Genomic DNA, 23652 nt, shown 5'->3' with positions numbered 1-23652 from the left:
CCTAGATTAACACACCAAGTGCAACGCTAAGTAATGGAATAAAACACCTGGTTTGGCGTTTTAAACCCTAATCGTTTTCTTGGTCTGTTGTTTAACCTGTCTTCAATGTTTTGAACCTCATCATCAGATACTTGTCTAAAGTCACATCCTTTAGGCAAGTACTCTCTAATCAAGCCATTGGTATTTTCGTTTGTTCCTCGTTGCCATGAGGCATAAGCATCAGCAAAGTAGAACCCACTATAGAGTCTTTGCTTAATGGCTTTATGATCCGCAAATTCCTTGCCATTATCGGACGTAATCGTCTTAACGTGTAGTTTCACTGGAGTTAGCATTACCACCATCGCATCCGCGACCAGATGAGCACTCTTTTTAGTCACTCGCTTCATCTTAACCAAACCTGTCTTTCGCTCTACCACTGTCACGATAGCTTGTTTATGGTTTTGACCAATGATGGTGTCCGCTTCCCAATCACCGATGCGGGATCGCTCTTTTACTACATGAGGGCGCTCATGAATTGAGATCCTGTCATTAATACGCCCACGAGTCTCAGTGGTAAGCCTTTGACGATAGGGTTTGGCTTTGCGTCTTAAATACTGCCATAGCGTGCCGCCTTGCCTCTTATCCGTCCATAAGTAACGATAGATACTCGTGTGACTGACTCCACTATGAACGCCTGCTATTTGCTCAGGACTCCACTGCAGTTTAAGCTTAGTCACGACCCAGTCCCAGACGTTTAAAATGATGGTGAAGGCATTATTTGCTCGCCTCGCTTTAGCGGTGTTGTCTGCATGCTTTGCCCGGTAGCCTCGTAGGCTTTTATTGCGTCTAAGCTCTCTTGATATGGTGCTGGGACTTCTGCCTAACGCCCCTGCTATAAATTTAATACTATGTTGTGCCCCTCTAAGGGCATAAATCTGATATCGTTCCTCTAGGCTTAGATGTGTATAGCTCATGGTTGCAATCTCACTTTGGCGGTGGATAGTAGCTTTGATGCTAGCGCATCTAGGCCTCTTTTTCACCTGCTCTTTGATATTGCACTTCATGTGTTAATCTAAGTTTTGTATTATGAGAGGTTTCTTAATCTAATACACTAAGTAATATACTTTAGGCAGAAGAAAAAGCCTCAGCCACTGTATGACTACAATCAAAGTCTTACCGCAATTAAAAGGATATTTCATGGGCAAAATCTTGTTAGGGAAAAATTGTGTAGGGTGGTACTTGGCGTTCATAGAAATAGGCAAATAGTCTTTCGAATAAAAGACTATTTAAACAGGCTAAAAGACTATTTAAAGATTCTTTAAAGGCTATCTTTCACTATTAAACATATATAAAACAAGGGCTTAAGGGTCTCTCTAGAGATTAGGTAAAAAAGTTTTTATTTTCCAATAAGCATTATTTACTACTATTTGGGATGAAGGTGTCAGTGAAGTATATAAGAGTTAGTTGATTTAGGCTGCCTTATAAATTAATAGCTAGTAGTATCAATTACTTAATATAAGAAAAAAAGGTTTTTGTATTTGTTTTAAGTAACAATGGTTTACATTTATTAACTTTAGTGTAATATTTAAAATTCTGTTGGGTCAACTTAATACTGATTTTGGTAAAAACAAACTTCCTTCCTTATACTAAATATTAATTAAAGCAGATATTAATTTATGGTAAAAATACTAGTACCTATAGCGCTATCTATATTAATAATAGGTTGCAGCAGCGATAAAGAGCCATTAGCTGAAGTAAAAGAAGAGAATAGTGTGGTAAAAGAAGAGACTGTAAGTGAGCTTGGTGAGCTTACAGAGCTTGATAAATGCCTATCTAGAGTTGGCATGAGTCGAGAAACTACGACGTCTGATATGAGCCTAATTGATATAGCATCAAATGAGATTATGGCGATGGATCGTGATACCCATATGGGTACTGATTACGCGGGTTATGACCATGAGTGCCTTGATTTATATCTTGAGTATATAAACACAACGGATTATGACAATGTTGGTTCGGATGTACAGGACGATGGAGCAGGAGGTGAGTACGAAGATATTGATTGGGATGCAGCTCTTGAATCAGAAGAAACACTAGATTTCGATGTTACGGTCGCACCTGTACTTTATAAAACCTATGAAAATGAAAGATATCAAACACAAATATCTATCATTTCCAAAAATGATGACCCTGTCACACTTACGGATATAATAATTAATAGAGGGAATGCTAAAAACTGCGCACCTTATGGACCCACTTCTAATTTAAATACGACTATGAACTTTGGGCAAAAAGTTACTGTTATGCTTTGGTATACCTGTGAAGTAAGCGATATCATTGAAATAGGTATTAATACAACATCAGGCGAGATGGTATACACCTTTTAAGGATGAAACAATAGTTCTGAAAATTACACAATAAATATTCATTTTGATACTTTTTTTGGAATGGCGTCATAAGCTACAGATTTCAGTTCGGCTCAATATTTAGTAGAAAACAGCTGCTGAATGGTATCAGAAATCTGCTTTCAAGATAGTTGTAGTCTCTATTGAATATTATCAAGAGAAGGCTATTAGATACTAAATATATTCGTGTTGAATAATGTAGTAAAAATTAGAGAGAGCCTTAGCTCTCTTTTTTTTGCCCAAGATTAAACCCTGTCAATATCTTTTACAAAACGAATATATCGCTTTATACGGTTGCCCTCAAATGGTCAACTTACGTATACTAGCTGATTGTTGAACCATCAATGCCGAGAAAATAATGAACCAAGCTGTCCATAACAAATTAATTGCCTTTATTTGGTCTATCGCTGATGACTGCCTAAGAGACGTCTATGTCCGAGGTAAGTACCGTGACGTCATACTACCGATGGTCGTCCTAAGACGCTTAGACAGTCTTTTAGAGCCGACTAAAGATGCCGTTATGGATGAGCTGGCTTTTCAAAAAGATGAGCTTGAACTGGTAGAGCTTGATGGTGAAGGGCTGCAACAAGCGTCAGGCTATGTGTTCTACAACACCAGTAAGTGGACGCTAAAAAGCCTTAAAGATACCACTACAAGTAGCAATCAAATACTGCTTAATAACTTTAATGAATATTTACATGGCTATAGTGCTAACGTCCAAGAGATTATCAGCTGCTTTGATTTAACGTCACAGCTTAGCCATATGGCGCATAAAAACGTATTGCTTGAAGTGCTAGAAAAGTTTGTATCGCCGTACATCAACCTATCACCTGATGAGCGTCTTGATCCAGACGAAAACCGTCTACCAGCTCTCACTAACCTTGGCATGGGCTATGTCTTCGAAGAGCTGATTCGTAAGTTTAACGAAGAGAACAATGAAGAAGCAGGGGAGCACTTTACCCCACGCGAAGTTATTGAGCTGATGACACATTTAGTTTTCGATCCGCTAAAAGACAACTTGCCGAATACTATTACTGTCTATGATCCAGCCTGTGGTAGTGGTGGTATGCTCACTGAATCCCAAAACTTTATTATTGATAAGTACCAGAGCGAAGGCTTTGATCGCAGTATTTATTTATACGGCAAAGAAGTTAACGACGAGACTTACGCTATCTGTAAGTCGGACATGATGATTAGAGGCAACAACCCTGAAAACATTAAGGTTGGTTCGACTTTAGAGACCAATGAATTCTCAAACACGCAGTTTGACTTTATGCTGTCAAATCCGCCTTATGGCAAAAGCTGGGCTAGTGAGAAGAAAAATATCACCGATGGTAAAGTAACGACAGATGAGCGCTTTTTGGTACCTTTAGCTAACTACTGGGGTGAGATTGAGACGGTAGATGCGACACCACGCTCTAGTGATGGTCAGCTGTTATTCTTATTAGAGATGGTTGATAAGATGAAGTCAACCGCCAACGGATCTCAAGGTTCGCGTATTGCGTCAGTACACAATGGCTCAAGCCTATTTACAGGCGATGCAGGTTCAGGTGAGAGTAATACTAGACGCTACCTAATCGAAAATGATTACCTCGATGCCATTATTCAAATGCCGAATAACCTTTTTTATAACACAGGCATCACCACTTATATTTGGCTCGTGAGCAATAACAAGCCAGTCCAACGTCAAGGTAAAGTACAGCTGATTGATGCCAGTCAGATGTATCAAAAGCTCAGAAAGAATTTAGGTGATAAAAATTGCGAGTTTAGTCCAGAGCATATTGCTACGATTACTCAGACTTATTTAGACATGGCAGAGATTGCTCGCAGTCCAGATGATTTCAATGTCAAAGGCGAGCCTGTTGGTATTGCTAGTCAAGTCTTCAACAATCGTGATTTTGGCTATCATAAAGTAACTATCGAGCGTCCTGATCGTCGTCATGCGCAAATGACAGACGAGCAGATTAACACTTTATATTTTGACAATCAGCTACGTGATGCCATGAGTCAAATGCACAGTGAATATGGCGATAGCGTTTATGAAAAGGGGTTTTTTCAGACTAACAAAGACAAGCTCAAAGTATTCTTAGAGCAAGAAGAATTGAGCCTATCTGCCAGTCAACGCAAAAAGCTGCTTGACCCCAAAACATGGGATAATCAGCTGTCTTTATTTAATCATGCCAAAGCTATCCAAGTACATATAGGCAATGCGCTATTTACTGACTTTAATGAGTTCACTAAAAAGATAGCTGACTTTATCAAAACGCAAGCCGATATTAAGCTCAAAGCTAATGAGCGTAAGCAAATCCTTGATGCAGTCAGCTGGTATGACGAGACTGGTGCAAAGGTCATCAAATCAGTGACCACGCTTGACGGTGATAAGCTTGATGATCTGCTTTCCCGTCTTGATTGCACCACTGAGCAGTTGCCAGACTTTGGCTATTATCCTGCTAGCAGTGTAGGCCTAGACACTGCTAAGCCAAACCAATACGTCATCTATGACTCTAGCAGTGATCTGCGAGACTACGAGTCAATACCGTTAGCTCAAAGTATTCATCAGTATTATTTAGATGAGGTGAAGCCGCACGTCGATGAAGCATGGATTGAGCTTGATAGCGTGAAGATTGGCTATGAGGTTAGTTTTAATAAATATTTCTATCAGCATAAGCCACTACGATCACTGGCAGCAGTCGCCAATGAACTTGTCGAGCTAGATAAGCAAGCCGATGGTTTGATAGCTCAGATACTAGGCGTACAAAGCCTTGAGTCAGTCAAGGAGCAGTTATGAGCACTGAGTTATTAGATACTTATCCGAAATATGAAAGCTATAAAGATAGCGGGATAAAAGAATTAGGCAAGGTGCCTAAAAATTGGGAGTTACTATCTAATAAGCATATTTTTTCAATCAAAAATATACGAGTTGGTAAAAAATCTGAGGATTATGATTTATTGTCTCTGACTCTCAAAGGTATTGTAAAAAGAGATATGGATAATCCTCAAGGGAAGTTTCCAGCTGAGTTCGATACTTATCAAGAAGTTAGCTCTGGAGATTTCGTGTTTTGCCTTTTTGATGTAGAAGAGACACCTAGGACAGTGGGGCTTTCTGAGTTTGACGGTATGATCACGGGTGCTTATACAGTGTTAGAAGTATCGCCCAGTTTCGATAAGAATTTTATATATTACTTTTATCTGAATTTAGATAATGAAAAAATGCTCAAGCCACTGTACCGAGGGTTAAGAAATACGATACCAAAAGACTGGTTTATGAGCTATAAAACCTTTGTTCCTACATATAAAGAGCAAACGGCTATCGCTAGATTTCTTGACCAAAAAATGTTGCAAATTGATCAGGCCATCGAATCAAAGCAACAGCAAATCGAAAGGCTCAATGAGTATAAGCAAATCATTATTCAGAATGCAGTCACTAAGGGTTTAGATCCTACCGCTAAAATGAAAGACAGTGGTGTAAGCTGGATAGGTAATATACCTGAAGAGTGGACGATTGAAAAAGGTAAATGGTTGTTTTTTAAAATGGATCGACCTGTTAGAGAAGAGGACGGGATTGTTACTTGCTTCCGTGATGGTGAGGTTACATTGCGTTCGAACCGTAGAACTGAGGGTTTTACAAATGCATTGAAAGAGCATGGTTATCAAGGCGTTAGAAAAGGTGATCTGGTTATTCACCAGATGGACGCTTTTGCAGGTGCAATTGGTGTCTCAGACTCTGATGGGAAGTCTACTCCCGTATATTCAGTATGCATACCTAAAGATAGTAAGAGAGTTTTATCTAAATATTACTCTTATTTTCTAAGGAGTATAGCTCATAACGGATATATACTTTCACTAGCTAAAGGTATAAGAGAGCGATCAACGGACTTCAGGTTTAACGATTTTGCTAAGCTAGAGCTACCTCTACCACCTTACAGTAGTCAAATAAAAATATCAGAATTTATTGAGCAACAAACGGCTCGAATTAATTTGGTTACAGATTTGCAAAAGCAACAAATCGAACGCCTAAAAGAATACAAAACCATCTTAATCAATCAAGCCGTAACTGGCAAAATAAAAGTCAGCTAAGTACGATGCGATAATGTGGCGCTCTTACGATAGGGATTTAAGGGAATAAATATGCAAATTAAAACCAGTCAGTTTTCTGAAGAAGAGCTTGAAAACCATATCGTAGAAGCTATGGGTAATAACGGCTATACGATTGGCGATCCAAGAGATTTCGATAAACAGTATGCTATCGATACAACTCAGTTTTGGCAATTCTTACACGCCAGCCAACAGGATGAGCTTGATAAGATTATCAAGTACAATCCCAATGATTGGCAAGTCTTAATTCTCAATGTCCTTGATCGACTGGTCAAAAAGAACGGCATTCTCGAAATCTTAAAAAAGGGCATCAGTGTTAATGATGCTCACCTTAATTTCCTATATCCAATACCACTTGCCAGCAGTAGTCAAAAAGTAATCGATAACTACCATCAAAACCAATTTAGTATTACCCGTCAGGTGCATTACTCTGTAGCTGATCCGCGCAATTCTGTAGATATGGTGCTGTTTATCAATGGGCTTGCGATTGCAACCTTTGAGCTAAAGAGTACGCATAAAAACCAAACGGCTAGATTCAATGCGCTAAAGCAATATCAAAATGATCGCGACCCCAAAGAGACGCTATTTAACTTTGCTCGCTGTGTGGTGCATTTTGCCTTAGACAATCAAGAAATATACATGACCACGCGCTTGGCTGGTGAGAAGACTTTCTTTTTGCCGTTTAACAAGGGCTACCTTGGTGGCAGTGGTAATCCATCAAATGCAGAGGGTTTTAAGACGGCTTATCTATGGCAGGAAGTGCTGACTCAAGATAGCTTAGTCAACCTTATTAGCCATTTCGTACGCCTCGGCTGTGATGATCCTGATATCAAAAAGCCAAAGCTCAATGATAAGACGCTATTTTTTCCGCGTTATCATCAGATGAACGTAGTTAGAAAGCTCATAGATGACGTGCAAAACAATGGCGTAGGCAAGCGTTACCTAATACAGCATTCCGCAGGTTCAGGTAAATCAAACTCAATCACATGGCTGGCTTATCAACTCATTGAGGCTTACGCGAGCGTAACGGACGCTACAAACACTAGCTTAGCAAAGCCTATTATTGATACAGTGATTGTCGTTACGGATCGCCGAATATTAGATAAGCAGCTCAAAGATAACATTAATCAGTTTAGTGAGATCAAAGGTATTATCGCTCACGCTAATAAATCTAAGGATCTTAGAGACGCTTTGGAGAATGGTAAAAAGATTGTTATCACCACTATTCAAAAGTTCCCTTATATCTTAGATGGCATTAGTGAGATGGCAGATAAGCATTTCGCTATTATCATTGATGAGGCGCATAGCTCACAGAGTGGTGCATCACATGACGACATGAACCGAGCGCTAGGTGCGAAAGTAGATAACGACGATGACACCAGTGAAGATAGCCAAACTATTGATGCGCAAGACAGAGTTATTCAGGCAATAGAGTCTCGTAAGATGCGGGGCAACGCTAGCTATTTTGCTTTTACAGCCACACCAAAGGGTACGACGCTTGAGAAGTTCGGTATCAAGCAAGAAGATGGTAGCTTTAAAGTGTTTGATCTATATAGCATGAAGCAAGCTATCCAAGAGGGGTTTATTCTCGATGTCTTGAATAATTATACGACGTTAAGATCGTACTACGAGATTAAAAAATCTATCAGTGATGACCCACGGTTTAGTTCTATTAAAGCGCAAAAAATATTAAAAGCTTATGCTGAAGGAGAGCAGCGTACTATTGATGTTAAGGCCGAAATTATGCTTGAGCACTTTATAGAGAGTGTCTATGGCGTCAGACGTCTTAAAGGTCAGGCCAAAGGTATGGTTGTCACGCAAAATATAGAAATGGCGATTCGATATTATAAGGCGATCAACAAGCAGCTTGACATAATGGGCAATCCATTTAAGACAATTATTGCTTTTTCAGGTGAAAAAGAAGTCGATGGTATCTCATATACCGAAAAAGGCATAAATGGCTTTGATGACTCTAAAACCAAAGACGAGTTTGATAAGAGTGAATATCGGCTACTCATCGTAGCCAATAAATATCTGACAGGCTTTGATCAGCCTAAGCTTACTGCGATGTATGTCGATAAAAAGCTTCAAGACGTACAAGCAGTTCAAGCTTTATCACGGCTAAACCGCTCTGCTCCTAAGCTTGGCAAAAGAACCGAAGATCTTTTTGTGCTCGATTTTTATAACGAAATTGAAGATATAAAGGCTTCGTTTGATAAGTACTATACAGCGACGACCCTATCGAAAGAGACTAATATAAATGTACTGCATGAAATAAAAGCAAACCTAGATGCTGTAGGCGTGTATGAACTAGCCGAGGTGATAGAGTATGCTGATCAGTATTTCTCTGGCGCTACTATGGACGTATTAGAAGCTAAGATAGATATTTTTGCTGAACGCTTTAATCATACGCTTGAACTCATCAATGACGACAAGATTGAGTTCAAAATGCAAGCTAAGCAGTTCGTTAAAATCTATAGTCGTATTGCCGCTATAACGCCTTTTCAAGTAGTGGCATGGGAACAGCTGTACTGGCTGCTCAAAGCGCTCATACCTAAACTTGTGGTTCGTTCCAGTGAAGATGATGGCTTTGACGAGTTGCTTGAATCAGTAGATCTCAGTACCTACGCTATGGAGCGTACCGCTATTAGTAAAAAAATTGATCTAAAAGATGACGCAGGGGAATTAGAGCCAACAGATTCTAATCCTTTCGGTGTACACGATGATGACGATCCACAAGAGCAGTTAGAGAAAATCATCAATGACTTTAATGAGCGGTGGTTTAAGAATTGGGATATTACCCCTGAAGAGCAGCGCGTTAAATTTGTGAGCCTAGCAAAGCGTCTTATTGAGCGTAATGACTTTAAGCATAAGTACGTCGATACCAATGATGCCCAGCATAAAAAGCTAGAGTTCGAGAGTATGGTAAAAGAGATCGTAGTCGCAGACCGCCGTAAAGAGTTAGACTTTTATAAGCAGTTTATTCAAGATGAAGCCTTTCAAACTGCTGTTATACATAGCTTGAGGCATGTTGTGGATAGTGGGTTGTTTGAATAATGAGTTTTTTGAGTAATTTTAATATATTAGAGGAATAAGAATGCAAAACGTAAATGAGTACCTACGTGAAAACTTAAAGAAAGTAGGCGGAAATATATACATAGCTCCAGATATTCCAGAAAAAAAAATTAACAATGCAATAGTAGAGTTTAAGTACAATTTTGATGTGAATAATATTATTGCTGTCTACGATAACAGTTTACTTGGTAATGCAAAAGAAGGCTTATTATTCCTAGGTAGTGGGTTTTTTCTGAAATCTAAAGAATCAATTAAAAAAGTTAATTTTTCACAAATTAATAAAGCTAGTCTTAGTCAAGAAGACTCTATTATTATTACACTTAACGACGAGAGTTTAATAAGCATACCTAAAATATTAAGCAGCAAATTTTCGGCTGATGCATTTATTGAAGTCGTAAATGAAGTGGTTAATAACTTCGATAGTTTCGAGGATGCGCAGCAGAATGTAGCAATCGAAAATATGGATGAAGATTTAAAAATAGCTTATATGAGTATTATGGTCAGAATGACGCTTTATGATGACGGTATTATTGATGAGAAGGAGATATCTGAGCTTTTACTTCTAATGGCTAGGCTGAAGTTGAAATCAGAGTCTAGAAATAAAGTCAGAGCTAGTATAGCTTACCCTGAAGAAATACTAGCTGTAGAGGAATTACTTAAAATTATTGAGACTAAAGCTCCTGCAGGGCAATTAAGAAATCTACACATATCTTTGTATAAAGATTTGGTTAACATACATTCCAGCTCTAAAGAAAAATTCAATGACCAGTTTGAGTTTCTTAATAATATCTTACCCAAAATAAATATTACAGAAGAAGACAAGAGTATTGTTAAACAAGCTATATTAAATGATAGGGCGGTTTTAGAGGACGAAACAACCGACTCAGAAATTGTTGAAAATATGAAAAGGCTTAGCATGAATGCGGCTGCCGTTGGTACACCACTAGCAGCTATATATATATCTGGTTCAGTAATGGGTCTTTCGGCAGCTGGTATAACCTCAGGCTTAGCTACTTTGGGTATGGGGGGACTCTTAGGTATGTCAGGCATGGTTACTGGCATAGGCGTTGTTGTGCTACTGGGAGTAGGTACTTATCATGGTTTAAGGAAAATAACAGGAACAGATGTCATTGCAAAGCATGAAAAAAGACGGCTGATGTTAAATGAAATCATTAAGCAAAATCAAGAAGCGCTTTCTCTATTAATGAACGACATAAATGATATTGTGAGTCAGCTAAATGACGCTATAAAAAATAACTATGATAATAAAAACCATATTGAGAAAATGGTTAAATTAATTAGTACGCTGACTAAAGGGGGTAAGTCTTTAAATGTTAAGAATGATAACGTACAAAGCCAAGTATATAGAAGCAAATGCCCAACGACACTTGATTTAGCTAAGCTTGATGACCTAACTGTTTCACCTTCTATGCAACAACACAAAATATTTATATTAGAGCATTATTATCAAACTACTGCTAAAAAAATAATTAAGGATAAGGAAGGTAATGAGTCGTTTAAAACCTTCGAGGTTCTTGTTTTGAAAAAAGATATAAATGTTGATGATGCAGAAGAGTTGATGCAGATCTTTGCTATTATAGGATACTTTAATACTTCGGATGTGTTATCTGCAAAAACTCGTTCAGGAGCTACAAAGCTTAAAGGGGTGTTTAGTAGTTATAAAGAAAAGTATGAGAACAGTAAACAATCTGAAAATGATGATTCAGGTACTTTGAATACAGATTCAAAAAGTAAAAATGAAGTGTTTGAAGGTATAGGTGATGATATAGATTATGAGCAGTCAGAAGATAATAGTTCTGATACTGTAAGTAATATTAGTACGCTATCAATTCAAAAAGAGAATCTTGAAAATAGTATTAATGATATCAATGAGGTAAACGAAGAGCTATCTGAAAACCAAGAAGAAGGGTCGATGCTTTCTAAAGAAGCTAAGGATAGGATTCATGAGTCTGCTGAAAGAACCAAAAAATCAGTGGAAAAAACGAAGTCGATGCTCAAAGGTTTCTTTAAATGACCCAGAAATCTGTAAATCTTACTCAGCAAGCAAATGTGCTGTTGGTTCAGAAGCATCTTACTGAAAAATCAGAAACTAAAGTGGGTGAATTATCAAATGAGATAGCTAAGTTGAAGTCAAGCCAAAACGAAGTAGCTGATTTGATAAGTGAAGCATACTCTCTCTTCGATAATATTGAAGATACGGATAGCGAAGAGTTTATCATTCTTTCAGAAGCGTTCTTTGCTGATTATGATGAAGAGTTCTATTTCATTGATAATGAAGGTTATGTTTTACAAGATAACCCAAGAAAATATCATCAAATAGAACAACTAGAAGTAATTAATTTTGAAGCCAGTACAGACTGGAGTGATAGGTATGCAGTGTATGAGAAGCATGCACTGCAAAATAATATTGACCTATCGGAAGATCCATTTAAGAAGTTAATGACTCAATCACAATTAGCTGAATTTGAAAAACTGGTAAAAGATGATTTTACTTATCAAAAAGCTAACTGTGATAAGTATGATTACATGATGAGCGTAACTTGTGGTGGAATTACTGCCATTCTCGATATCTGCTTTGTATCTTTTAAATTAGGTAACTATTCTGGCAACGGAGGTGTTAAAGCTCTTGATACAGGTGCTCTGACTAAATCATCAGATAAGCTTGTAGATAAAGCAGTTATTCAGTTTGCTAAATTGATGGGCTGGGAAGGGAAGATGGTAAAGGGTTCGAATATTAAAGACTCAACTAGCATTGCGAGTGCAATTGGTTATTTAGAAGAAAAATTCGTTGTTGGCTACGACCACGCTAATACTTCATCGGTTAATAATGCTTTCAACATGAAGTCTACGAATCACCATATTAAAAACCTTGAACACTCACCTGATATAGTAGGTTTGTTCTGTGCGATACTAGGGCAATTTACTAACAATGCTCATTTTGTTTCATCAGGAAAAGTGATAACCGTAGTCAAAAATAATAACTTCGAATTACGAGGAAGTGATTTTGTTTCAAAGATATATTGTGGTTTTGCGAACTGGCTAGGACATTTGTTTTCTGATATGGCTGGGTCATCTGGAGCCAAGGGTAGGGGCACAGGTGTACCTATACCGTTCTATTCATTGCTACAGTTTTTTGATTTTGGGAAGTTTAATGTAAATGATAAAGATAAAGGTAGCTTTGCTCAAGCCTGTGTAATGGCCTTTCAGGAGGGGTACGATATGAGACATGGAATTGCTATGGCAGTACCTGTAATGATATGCGAACTGTTAACAAGGCTTATGTACTCAGTTAAACAGAAATTCTATCATCTAAAAAGCTGGGCGGATTCTATCCCATCGATGAATAAACCTGAGGTAGTTAGAATGCTGCTTGTCTCTCATGGAACATTATCGTTAATTGATGCAGGACATGCTGGATTGAAATCTGGCGGGAACTTAGTAGCTTTTATTATGCAATCTAACGTAATTGCTTATGCAAGATTTGCTACAGTAGCACTAAAAGAAGTTAAGAATTGGTATTATGTAGGTCAAGTAGATCCCAAGAAGATAGAAACTTATCTTGATAATGAATACGAGCGAATGTTATCTACTTAAACTAATATTTTATAGTCAAAGAACTTATAAATAGCCACACAGCCATAAGAAATAAAAGAACAGTGTGTCAACGCAATCTAGCCGCCACTCTTTACGTTTTTGTTTGACCCAAGCCCACATTTGCTCGATAGGATTCAAATCAGGACTGTAAGGTGGCAGCCATAAAATAGTGTGCCCTGCATCTTCTATAAGTTCAGTTGTGTCTTTGCGCTTATGGAAGGTTGCATTATCCATAACGATTACACTGTCTTTCGGTAAGCTTGGTAGCAGCAGTTGTTCAACCCAGCTATGAAATACATCACTATTGACACTGCGATCATAAAGTCCAACAGCGAACAGCTGATTATTGTAAATAGCACCTATCGCATTGGTTTGGTTTTTAAGCTGCCAGTTGTATTGTCCAAAGCATTTTTTACCTCTATTAGAGTATCCGTGAGGCCTGTTTTCATGAGACTTAAAGCCACTTTCATCAAGATAGATAATAGGCTTATCATCAAACTTAAATTGCGCTAACTTTTCAAGAAATATTAAACGTTTTTTATCATCTGCTTTTGGATGAGTTAAGCTCTTTTTTTTGAGTGATGCCGATTCGTTTTAATGCAATGCCTATCGCTCTTTGAGTACAATTAAAACGCCGAGCTCGTTCGTGCTGATAGTCATCAGGATAAGCCTCTACATCCGCTCTCAGTAATGCATCGTCTATTTTAGTTGGGGTAAACTGACGTTTTTTACGCTCAGGAAATTTTTTCCAACGCTGAATAGTGTTGGTGCTAATTTGATATTCCTCGGCAAGTTGTCGAATGCTATAGCCTTCTGCAAGCTTATTGAGGATCAGTTGTCGGTAGTCTTTTGAGTATGCCATATTATATACTGTAGCGGATTTTTGTTTCTTTTACTATAACAGCCTCTTAAAAAAGCCGATACGCAAAACAAAGGTAATATTTATGGGTAAGACAAAAGTTTTATTAAGAAAAATGAGGCAAGTCATTTTTGGCTCTGAAAAATTGTTGATGACAGAACCGATTACAACCGCTGATTTTCAATCTCTAACGACTAAGGAGGATTTAGATCGGTACAATCAGGAACAAGCCATTCTTTCTGAGCGCATCGAAAAAGACATTCTTGATGATGAACTGCGTCGGAAAATGCACCAAGACTTAATCGATACGTATGATGAAGAACTAGAAAACGAAATAGATGACTATGCACGTGACTTTCGTTTTAACGGACGTGAGATGAGCGAGCAAGAAAAACTGGATCGACGTACATACTTTCATGAATTGGTACGACTACAGCGAGAACTTATAAAACTACAGGATTGGGTAGTTGATCGCGGTGAGCGTATCGTCGTCATCTTTGAAGGGCGGGATTCTGCTGGTAAAGGTGGCGCCATCAAACGCATTACCCAGCGGCTGAACCCTAGAGTTTGCCGTGTTGCAGCCTTACCTGCTCCAACGGAACGCGAGCAAACACAATGGTATTTTCAGCGCTATGTTGCGCATTTACCAGCCGCAGGTGAGATCGTATTGTTTGATCGCAGCTGGTATAACCGCGGCGGTGTTGAGCGGGTCATGGGGTTTTGTACAGATGCGCAGTATGAAGAGTTTTTTCAGTCGGTGCCAGAATTTGAGCGCATGCTAGTGCGATCAGGCATACGCTTAGTAAAATATTGGTTTTCCATTACCGATGACGAGCAACATGCACGCTTTATGAGTCGGATATATGACCCACTGAAACAGTGGAAGCTCTCACCGATGGATTTACAATCACGCCGACGCTGGGAAGACTACACCAAAGCAAAAGAGACCATGTTCGAGCGCACTCATATCCCTGAAGCACCATGGTGGGTAGTTGAGGGTAATAACAAGAAGCGCGCAAGACTAAACTGTATCGCTCATTTACTTGAGCAAATCCCCTATAAAGAAGTACCGCGCGATGAGATTGAGTTGCCCGAACGCAAGCGCGATGATGAGTATTACCGCGAGCCAATTCCCGATGATATGTACGTGCCACCGCGCTATTAGCCAAATGTATGCCTGTATAATCAAAATATTCTAAAAACGCGACGGTATTGCTGATATTAATTTTTTGTAGCCTCTGTCTGCGCAGGCACAGCAAGCAAGAAAAATTGATATCAGCAGTGCATGATGTATCGATATTACTTTTCACTCACTATAGTTGACAATATTGGATCATATATTGTCAACTATCAATCTCTTAAATGAATTTTAACATGAGCTATTGAGCCTTGAATTTCAATAGCTCTAGTACTTTATCCTCACCAAGCTGATCAATTAAAGCTTGCAGTTGGGTAGTGGAATCAGCTTCATCTTTAGCGTCCGCTCTAAACTCTGCTATATCCTTACCTTTCCTTAAAGCATCTAAATAGTCTGCCCACTTCTGCATCATATTGCTACGGTCATCAATGTACTCAAATCTCCCATAAGCGGCTCCGTTAGGGTCTTTAGTTGTATGACCTAATGACATCTCTACAAGCACAAGCGGATACTTTAAATGCTCTTGTAGGATGGTCTTCGCTGTAGCTCTAAAGCCGTGAGCACAATGAATGTCTTTGTAGCCCAAATCTTTTAAACGCTTATTCGCTGTCGCATCAGAGATGATCTGATGCTTTTTGGCTGTCTCACTGTAGAAGACAAATTTAGTATGACCATTGATTTGCTGCTGCGCGCGTAAGATAGCTACTGCTTGACGAGGTAGGGGCACGACCATGTCCTTGACCATATTTACCTTGCCTTGGCCTTTTAAAGGCTTTAACCGCCACCTACCAGCCTCTAGATCTAAGTCAGCCCAGCGCATACGGCGTAGATCACCATTGCGAACAAAGATTATCGCTAATAGCCTAAGGGAGTTGATAGTATTTGGATCACCTTCTATAGTCTCGATATCACGTAGTAGCTTAGCTAAATCTTTAGGCTTAGTGATGGCCGGACGATGACCATAGCTAGACTTAGCCAACTGGCTCTTAATAAGCGCCGCAGGATTGCTACTACAGAAGCCTCGTGCCCCAGCATAGACAAACACATCACTGGCAATGCCAGCACAGCGTTCAGCCTTGTCTGTGGGCTTACCATCTTTGTTTAATGAGTTGGCTTGAATGTCTAACAGGACTTCAAGCATTTTGGGAGATGTGATATCGCTGATTGGCTCATCACCAATATATTTGCATATAAGATCAAGACGACCTTTCTTACGAATGAGGGTGTTGCTCTTCTGAGTCTGATCTAAACTGTCAAAGTACTCCCAAGCAAAATGATTGAAAGAATTTTTAGTTTTACTAATAATACTTTTCTTTATTTCTTCACGATGGAGTTTTGGGTCAATACCTTTGCTTAACAGATCTTCATACTCACGCCAAACCTCACAGGCACGAGCATACGAGATACTCGGATATATACCGATGGAGATAATACTTTGTTTGGGGCTTGAAGGTGGGTAGTAGCGATACATCCATGATTTGGTTCCAGTAGGACGCACCATTAAGAAGAGTTTGGGATGATTTTTGATAGCAACGAAGTACTTCTTATCTTCAGGCTTATGACTGCTAATGCTTCGGTCTGAACTGATCGCTTTTCTTTCCATATCCTAGGTCTCCATGAGTAGACTCAAAACTCGGTATACTTGACAGTATACTCAAAGTGCATGGATTAGGATAGATTCATAGGACAGTATAGAACACCAGATACAACAAAGCCCCTGATATCAGGGGCTTTAGCTGTTCTATAAGATAGTATAGGACTATGTAATGGTACCCGGAGCCGGACTTGAACCGGCACGCTATTGCTAGCGAGGGATTTTAAATCCCTTGTGTCTACCAATTTCACCACCCGGGCAAAAATTGTTTTATCTTTAACATAAGCTAGCTGATAGACCGTCTAGTTACTAGATAAGTGCTCGCTATTATAAGCGGTTATGCTAATAATGCAAGCCAAAATTAACGTAAAGTTAATAAATAATTGGAGGCTGGAGTCGGAATCGAACCGGCGTTAACGGAGTTGCAGTCCGCTGCATGACCACTCTGCCATCCAGCCAATCAAGGTGGCCTATATTAGCAAAAATATAATAAATTACAAGTCATTTTTTTGATAAACGCTCGTTATTTATTAGATTAAGAGTATTTAAGCATTATTCATGTTTATTTGAACCATTTAATCAAGCATATGCGCGCCTCGACAAGCTATTGCTTAGCGAGGTGTGTATAAAAAATAATACAGTCTAAGCTGTTAAATAATGTCTTTATTATTACGTTGGGCTTTTTTGATGTCGCGATAGGTGGCGGTGCAAATCAATACCAGCACCCCCAAGGTAATCGCTGGCCAGACTAAAATATATAATCCGTAGATAAGCGTGCTATCCATGTTGTCTCCTTATAGTATTCATTGATAGGTAACACTTAGCAAGTGACTTGCTAGGTGTTACCAGATATCCGTCAGGGCTACTGTTATTTAGCTCTTTGTTATGGGTGCTACTTTGGGCTTTTTATCGTAGTCACCAACACGTTGTTTGATCAGATCAAAGTCGAAATGTTCATCACCCATGAGACTGACGACCACACAAACGATAGTACTGGCACCGTAAGCGGTCAGTGAAGCGAGTAGGATCATGTACTGGCGTAAGAATCCAGTCGCAAACATTAACATCAGCACCAAGGTAATAGCAGCCGCGCCCATGCCAATCTTACGACCTAAGAAACCAAATACCATCAGACCGATGACCACCGCGCCACCGACACTGGCTAAGATTTCAAAGAATAGGGCGGTGATGCCAACAATAGGTATCAACTCAAAACGCGCTACACAGAATAATAAAAGTCCGACAATCACTGCTGAGGTAAAGGCGACGTTGGTCACACGATTCCAGAATACACTGGCGATGACAGGGAAAACAATTGCACCCCATAAGGCACCAACAAATACCAGCATCACTAGAATATCAAGCTTGAAGCTGGCAAAGATGAGTCCCGCTGCCGTCGCGACAATCATCGTGCCACGACCGACGAGCATCATAGTTTTTGGCTTGATGCCACCTTTTTTGGCGATATTTTTGGCATAAACATCAGCCATCATGATGGTTGATAGCGCCGACAAATCCGAGTCAGCCGTTGAAGATAATGAACCAATGACCAAAATAAAGAATAAGGCAATAAAGACCGGATGCAGGTACATACTGACCATTTGTGGAATCAAGTTGTTCATATTGCCATCAAGTGGTTCGATGCCAATGGTCAAAGCCATTAAGCCAATCATACCAAGCCCAATGACGATACCGGCATAACCGACTGTGGCGGTAACAAATGTCGCCTTAATTTTAGTTTTATCAATGGCAAATAAGCGCTGGGTAATGGTTTGATTACCGATAGCATAGGCCAATACTGCGACAAAATAGGGTGCACCTTGCTGAAAAAAGGCTTCAGAGGAAAAGAAATCCTGCTGCTCTAAGGTCAAATTCGATAGTCCGCTGACCATCACTGCAGGACCACCCATGGAGAATAGTACCGCTGGAATGATGATGACACCAATGGCCATCAAAGCGACCAATTGGGCAAAATCAGTAAAGACTGAAGCACGAAACCCTGAGGTTAAGGTATAGCTCAATACCCCGACACCCGCGATAATTACCCCTGTTTGGAATGATAATGGTGACAATACTGACACCAATGCCCCAGCAGCGGTAAAGTTGACCATCAAGCTAATTAAGCTGCCCATAAGGTTGGATATGGCTAAAATTAATTGGCTTGATGAGCCGTGGCGGGCGTGGATAAGCTCACCTAAAGTGTGACCGTTGGGAGCAAGCTCACGAAAGCGCATCCCAAAAGGGTAGATGAACAAAATCATCAGCGCGCCCCAAAAGCCGTAATGTATCGGCCCTGATACGCCGTATTTATAGCCAGAGGTGGCAGCGGCATAAAAGGAAGCGGCCCAAATCCAGGTGGCGGTCATACTTGCCGCGCCCATACCGAAGCCAACACCGTGACCTGCAACCATAAAACCAGTGGTAGATTCTTTGTCTTTTTTGATTAATAAAGATAAGAGATAGGTACCGCCGTAAAACGCGACCAATAATAAAATAATGGTGAGCGCCGAAAATTGGAACAATGACTCAGTTTTCAAATTCATACCTCGCAATTGTTTTAAATGAGTAAAAGTTAAGCGGTATTGATTACCCCTTAACGGTTAGAAATAGATTTGTGCCTACTGCAGTAGGTGTTATGACAATAGAACTTATAAAGCACATTAATAGAGCGCATACGATTCGCGCATATCAATAGCGATGACACAAATTGTCATGACAAATTAATAATAAAGTGAGGTGCAGCTGCCTATGGTAGTGGGGGTTGTTGACCACACTAGTAATAAATAAAACAATAGCGGCAACTCTCAATATGCGTCTGTTAATGGCTTAGCCATTACGCTGTCAAGTATGCATACTCGATAGTAGCTGGATGCTAAAACAGACTCATATACCATGTCCGCTTAGCAAGATACAGATAAGCACGAGACCATAATATCTTGGCCTGAGCTAAATTTAGACAGCTTTATCAGCTGAAATAAGCAACGTTTTGGATAGCGTTTTATCCAATCATCGCATGTGACGCATTGTCCGTGTTCATCATCTCAAATAAAGTTATTCGTTATAATCAACGAAAATTACTTACTATTGATAAATAAAACTACAGCCATGTTAAATGTATGTAACATGTTCGTGCACTAAGAGTAACCTATTATTTACGTAATCTCAAATTTATCCATAGATAGACATGCATTAGCCATCACTAAACGCTCATGCTCATAGAGGGAGAGAGAGGGCAAACAACTGATTTTAATGGAATATATAAGATAGGGTCGTGCTAAGGAAGAGATGAAATTAATAGGATGAAGTTTGTTGAATTGGGAGGATAGAGAACCGCCATGTTTTAAAAACCAGAGTAATAAGTCACTCTATTATCACGTAAAAATCCTGCCAACCCCAAGCCATAGCGCTCTGCGACACACACGGCAGTGCTAGTGGGTGCAGACATACCGACCAACCAAGGTATTTGGCTACGAATGGATTTTTGTACCAGCTCGATCGATAGGCGCGAGGTCATCACTACACAGTCGACATCTACTTTGTGTCGTAGTTGCCAGCCAATGAGCTTGTCGAGGGCATTGTGACGGCCGACATCTTCAAAGAGATGTAAGTGTTGCCCTTGCATGGTTGCCGCCGCATGAACAGCGCCTGTTAGTTGATGGGTATGTTGGGTCGCATCTACTTGTGCGCGTATTTGCAATAGGTAGTCAAAACTTGGCATCGCAGCTTTGTTTCTAACACTATTTTCGGGTTGATTTTGACTTTTATCATGAAATCCACTTGCCAGATTAGTTTCTAAGTCACTCTTTAAGTCTCTTTCTAAGTCTCTTTGAAAATGCTCTTGTGAATGGTTATTTGATTTATAGCCACTTAGGTCAGGCAACGCTTGGGTCAAACCTGTGATACCGCACATACCGCACCCTGTACGCCCTGCCAGCTGCCGCCGTTGGGCTTGGATGCGCTGATGACTGCGCTGATTTAAAGTCAATTCCACCACATAAATATCGTAATCCTGCAGCTGTGCTAAGGTTTGCTCAAAGGAACCAGCCGTATCATTTTCATCCATTGAGTCTTGAGTAAATCTTTGATAGCTTGCCATATCTGTCAGCTGGGTCACTTCCCAGTCTAATAAGTCATGGCTGTGTTGAATCAAACCTTCGCTGAACAAAAAGCCTATCGCTAGATATTCTAGCTGATAAGGGCTTGCCATCAATACTGCATAATGAATGCCGTTAATGATAATAGAAATCGCTGCTTCTACGACCAAATTTGCTGATTGATCTTCAATATACGCTTGCTGGCTACCACCTGATTCTATAGGTGCATAGTAATATTTTTGTACCAAATGCGCGCGCGATAGTGGTGTCACAGTAGATTCTGCCGTCGCTTCAGACATATCGACAGCTGAAGCTTGAGTGTTTAATTTAGCCATTATAAGTGCTGACAGCCTTTTATCATTGTTGACATAACCCACCTTTCATCTTGCAAACTATCTTAGGCAGAAGCTGCCAACTCGCCTGCATTGACGCGCTCTAAGGCCACGGTAACAGACTTGTAGGCAGGGATATGAGAGTCTGGCGCATGCGTGTCCAAATCAAACAAGTCATTACATTCAGGATAATAGGTAGCCACAGCGTTGGCGGCGATATCCATGTCGGTAAGTATCAAAGGTCCCAATGTGCGTTGCTCACCATGGCTGTCTTGACGCGACACCATAACATGATCGCCTTTTTGCCAACCCAATCGTGTCATTTCATCAGGATGCATAAACAACACATCACGGCGCTTGGTCTGACGATAACGGTCTTGATAGCCAAATATCATGGTGTTGAATTGATCATGGCTCCGTACACTGGTTAACTGCCAGGCCTTTTGGCCCGAGTGGTGACTGTCATCAGTATTTTGCGCATTTTGGGCATCAATTTTAAATGCGGACGTTTTCTCTGACATTTGGCCTGCGACATAAGTAATCGGATACTTTGGTACTTCAAACTGCGCTTTGCCGCTATCGGTGTTCCACACGCGATGACGAGCCGCATGATATAAATGAAAGCCGCGCTCAGCCTCACGGATACGCACGTTGAAGTTCTCAAAGCCATCGATAGCTTGGGCGATATAATCACGAATCAAGTCAAAGTCTTCTGCCATCGCTTGCCAAGGAATGGCTGAGTCAGAGCCAAACATCTGGGTTGCAATATCGGCGACTATCTGTGCTTCAGATTTTAGCGTATCGCTGATGGGCTTGAGGCTACCTTGAGTGGGTACTATCTGACACATTGAATCTTCAATTGTGGCAAACTGCTCACCTTTAGCCGTGATTAAGTGTTCGGTACGACCGACACAAGGTAGAATGAGGTTATTTTCACCCGGATACAGCATGGTTTCGTTTAGCTTGGTGCCAACAAAGACGTTAAGCTTATTTTTGGTCAATGCTCGTTGGATGTTATTTGAGTCAGGCGCTGCAACCGAGTAGTTGCCACCCATACTAAAGAAAGCCTTAATATCACCTTGTATCATCGCTTTTGCCCCTGCAACGACATCAAGACCGTTGTCTTGTGGCATTGGGTGCTCGAACACACGTTCTAGGCTATCAAGTAAGCTTTGCTTGGGACGCTCATGAATACCCATGGTGCGATCGCCTTGCACATTGGAGTGACCCCGCACAGGTGACGCACCCGCACCGTCAATACCTATCATACCCATCAACAGTAGCAAATTGGTAATCATAGCGACATTGTCATCGCCCTGCACATGCTGGGTTATGCCCATACCCCAAGTGCAAATAGTCGCTGGACTGGCGGCCACCAGCTTAGCAAGATTAATAATTTCTGCTTGAGAAATACCGCAACCAAGCTGAATATCTGCCCATGATTGTTCGGTCAACCACTGTTTCAATGGCTCAAAACCAGAGGTATGGGTTGTAATAAAGTCAGTATTAATTTTATCATTCTCAATCAGCCATTTAGCCAAACCCGTCAGTAGAGCCGCATCACCACCGATTTGAATTTGAACGACCTCATCGACCATGTCATCACTCTGTCCTGCCGCCATATGAGTTGGTTTTTGCGGGTTTCTAAACTTACTTAAGCCTTGTTCACGCATAGGATTTATCGAGATGATTCGACATCCTTGCTCGTGAGAGTGGGCAAGCATCTCAAGCATACGGGGATGGTTGGTTGCCGGGTTTTGTCCAAACATCAATATCAATTTGGCTAGCTCAAAATCCTCTAGTTTCACCGTCGCTTTACCGATGCCTAATTGCTTGCCAAGCATGACCGAGGTTGGTTCGTGACACATGTTAGAGCAGTCTGGTAGGTTGTTAGTACCAAAACAGCGGACGAATAACTGAAACATAAAGGCAGGCTCGTTAGTGACGCGACCTGAGGTATAGAACAGTGCTTCGTCAGGTGAATTAAGCTGTTCCAACTGCTCAGCGACATGCTCATAAGCGGCTTGCCAAGAGATGGGTAGATAATGATCTTGCGTGGCATCGTAGTATAGCGGTTCGGATAATCGACCGATATGTTCTAACTCATACCCTGACCAACCTTGTAGCTCTGTGACCGAGTGCTTGGCAAAAAACTGTGCATCTGCACGGGTAGACATGGTTTCACTTGCCAGCACCTTGATGCCTGTCTCACAGACATCTAGCGCTTTGTGTGACTTGTGATCTGGCCATGCGCAGCCTGGACAATCAAAGCCACCCTTGGGTTGATTGCTGTTTAATACGCTCAAGCTACCACGCAAAAAAGCCTTATAATCCATGAGTTTGCGAGTAGAGGCAATCAGAGCAGGCCAACCAGCAGCAGGATGAGTATAAACAGGGATTTTGCGCATGGCAGACCTCATAGATAAATAGCGATAAGAATAATAAGTAGGTTTTGATATAGGTATT

General features: G+C 40.5%; 15 protein-coding genes and 2 tRNA genes. 7 read left to right on the top strand and 10 right to left on the bottom strand.

Going from position 1 to position 23652, the window contains the following annotated elements; translation table 11 throughout:
• Window positions 1-26 precede the first annotated feature (26 nt).
• Window positions 27-953, bottom strand: a complete 927-nt coding sequence (locus tag W293_RS16110; protein WP_037025096.1) for an IS30 family transposase — start codon at window positions 951-953, stop codon at window positions 27-29.
• Between the two features lie 702 nt (window positions 954-1655).
• Between W293_RS16110 and W293_RS0105150 the strand changes: the two genes are divergently transcribed.
• The 6 genes from W293_RS0105150 (at window position 1656) to W293_RS0105125 (ending at window position 13169) form a co-directional block, all read left to right on the top strand.
• Window positions 1656-2366 (top strand): hypothetical protein, encoded by a 711-nt coding sequence (locus W293_RS0105150; protein ID WP_025651431.1) that lies wholly within the window; start codon window positions 1656-1658, stop codon window positions 2364-2366.
• 376 nt (window positions 2367-2742) lie between these two features.
• A complete protein-coding gene (locus tag W293_RS0105145) occupies window positions 2743-5172 on the top strand; it encodes a type I restriction-modification system subunit M (RefSeq protein ID WP_025651430.1) in 2430 nt (809 codons plus the stop codon).
• A complete protein-coding gene (locus W293_RS0105140) occupies window positions 5169-6461 on the top strand; it encodes a restriction endonuclease subunit S (protein ID WP_025651429.1) in 1293 nt (430 codons plus the stop codon). Before W293_RS0105145 ends, W293_RS0105140 begins: the two co-directional genes overlap by 4 nt.
• Window positions 6462-6512: 51 nt before the next feature.
• Entirely contained in the window at window positions 6513-9536 is a 3024-nt protein-coding gene (locus W293_RS0105135; RefSeq protein WP_025651428.1) for a type I restriction endonuclease subunit R, read from the top strand.
• A 40-nt stretch (window positions 9537-9576) separates the two neighbouring features.
• Window positions 9577-11589: a hypothetical protein gene (locus W293_RS0105130; protein WP_025651427.1), complete on the top strand. Its 2013-nt coding sequence runs from the start codon at window positions 9577-9579 to the stop codon at window positions 11587-11589.
• Window positions 11586-13169 (top strand): hypothetical protein, encoded by a 1584-nt coding sequence (locus tag W293_RS0105125; RefSeq protein WP_025651426.1) that lies wholly within the window; start codon window positions 11586-11588, stop codon window positions 13167-13169. Before W293_RS0105130 ends, W293_RS0105125 begins: the two co-directional genes overlap by 4 nt.
• Window positions 13170-13193: 24 nt before the next feature.
• On the opposite strand, the gene W293_RS17340 is transcribed toward W293_RS0105125, so the two are convergent.
• Window positions 13194-13697: an IS630 family transposase gene (locus tag W293_RS17340; RefSeq protein WP_037025085.1), complete on the bottom strand. Its 504-nt coding sequence runs from the start codon at window positions 13695-13697 to the stop codon at window positions 13194-13196.
• A gap of 13 nt (window positions 13698-13710) precedes the next feature.
• A complete protein-coding gene (locus tag W293_RS0105115; protein WP_025651424.1) occupies window positions 13711-14031 on the bottom strand; it encodes an IS630 transposase-related protein in 321 nt (106 codons plus the stop codon).
• Window positions 14032-14113: 82 nt separating this feature from the next.
• Between W293_RS0105115 and ppk2 the strand changes: the two genes are divergently transcribed.
• Complete coding sequence (gene ppk2 / locus W293_RS0105110) at window positions 14114-15193, top strand: polyphosphate kinase 2 (protein ID WP_228706493.1); 1080 nt, start codon at window positions 14114-14116, stop codon at window positions 15191-15193.
• 214 nt (window positions 15194-15407) lie between these two features.
• Here the strand turns inward: ppk2 and W293_RS0105105 are convergent, their stop codons facing one another.
• The 7 genes from W293_RS0105105 to W293_RS0105075 form a co-directional block, all read right to left on the bottom strand.
• Window positions 15408-16769, bottom strand: a complete 1362-nt coding sequence (locus tag W293_RS0105105; protein ID WP_025651422.1) for a tyrosine-type recombinase/integrase — start codon at window positions 16767-16769, stop codon at window positions 15408-15410.
• Between the two features lie 164 nt (window positions 16770-16933).
• Window positions 16934-17020: transfer RNA gene (locus tag W293_RS0105100), tRNA-Leu, on the bottom strand.
• A gap of 124 nt (window positions 17021-17144) precedes the next feature.
• A tRNA-Cys gene (locus W293_RS0105095) sits at window positions 17145-17218 on the bottom strand.
• Between the two features lie 192 nt (window positions 17219-17410).
• Window positions 17411-17545, bottom strand: coding sequence for a putative transporter small subunit (locus W293_RS17410; protein WP_217271599.1), 135 nt, complete (start codon window positions 17543-17545; stop codon window positions 17411-17413).
• Between the two features lie 87 nt (window positions 17546-17632).
• A complete protein-coding gene (locus W293_RS0105085; RefSeq protein WP_198015420.1) occupies window positions 17633-19282 on the bottom strand; it encodes a sodium:solute symporter family protein in 1650 nt (549 codons plus the stop codon).
• 818 nt (window positions 19283-20100) lie between these two features.
• On the bottom strand, window positions 20101-21189 hold the full coding sequence (locus W293_RS0105080; protein ID WP_025651420.1) for a formate dehydrogenase accessory sulfurtransferase FdhD: 1089 nt from the start codon (window positions 21187-21189) through the stop codon (window positions 20101-20103).
• 62 nt (window positions 21190-21251) lie between these two features.
• A complete protein-coding gene (locus W293_RS0105075; protein ID WP_025651419.1) occupies window positions 21252-23594 on the bottom strand; it encodes an FdhF/YdeP family oxidoreductase in 2343 nt (780 codons plus the stop codon).
• Window positions 23595-23652: the final 58 nt, after the last annotated feature.

The sequence above is a fragment of the Psychrobacter sp. TB67 genome (genome assembly GCF_000511065.1).
In the GTDB taxonomy this organism is placed as follows: Bacteria; Pseudomonadota; Gammaproteobacteria; order Pseudomonadales; family Moraxellaceae; genus Psychrobacter; species Psychrobacter okhotskensis.
This window is presented reverse-complemented; position numbering and strand designations above follow the sequence as displayed.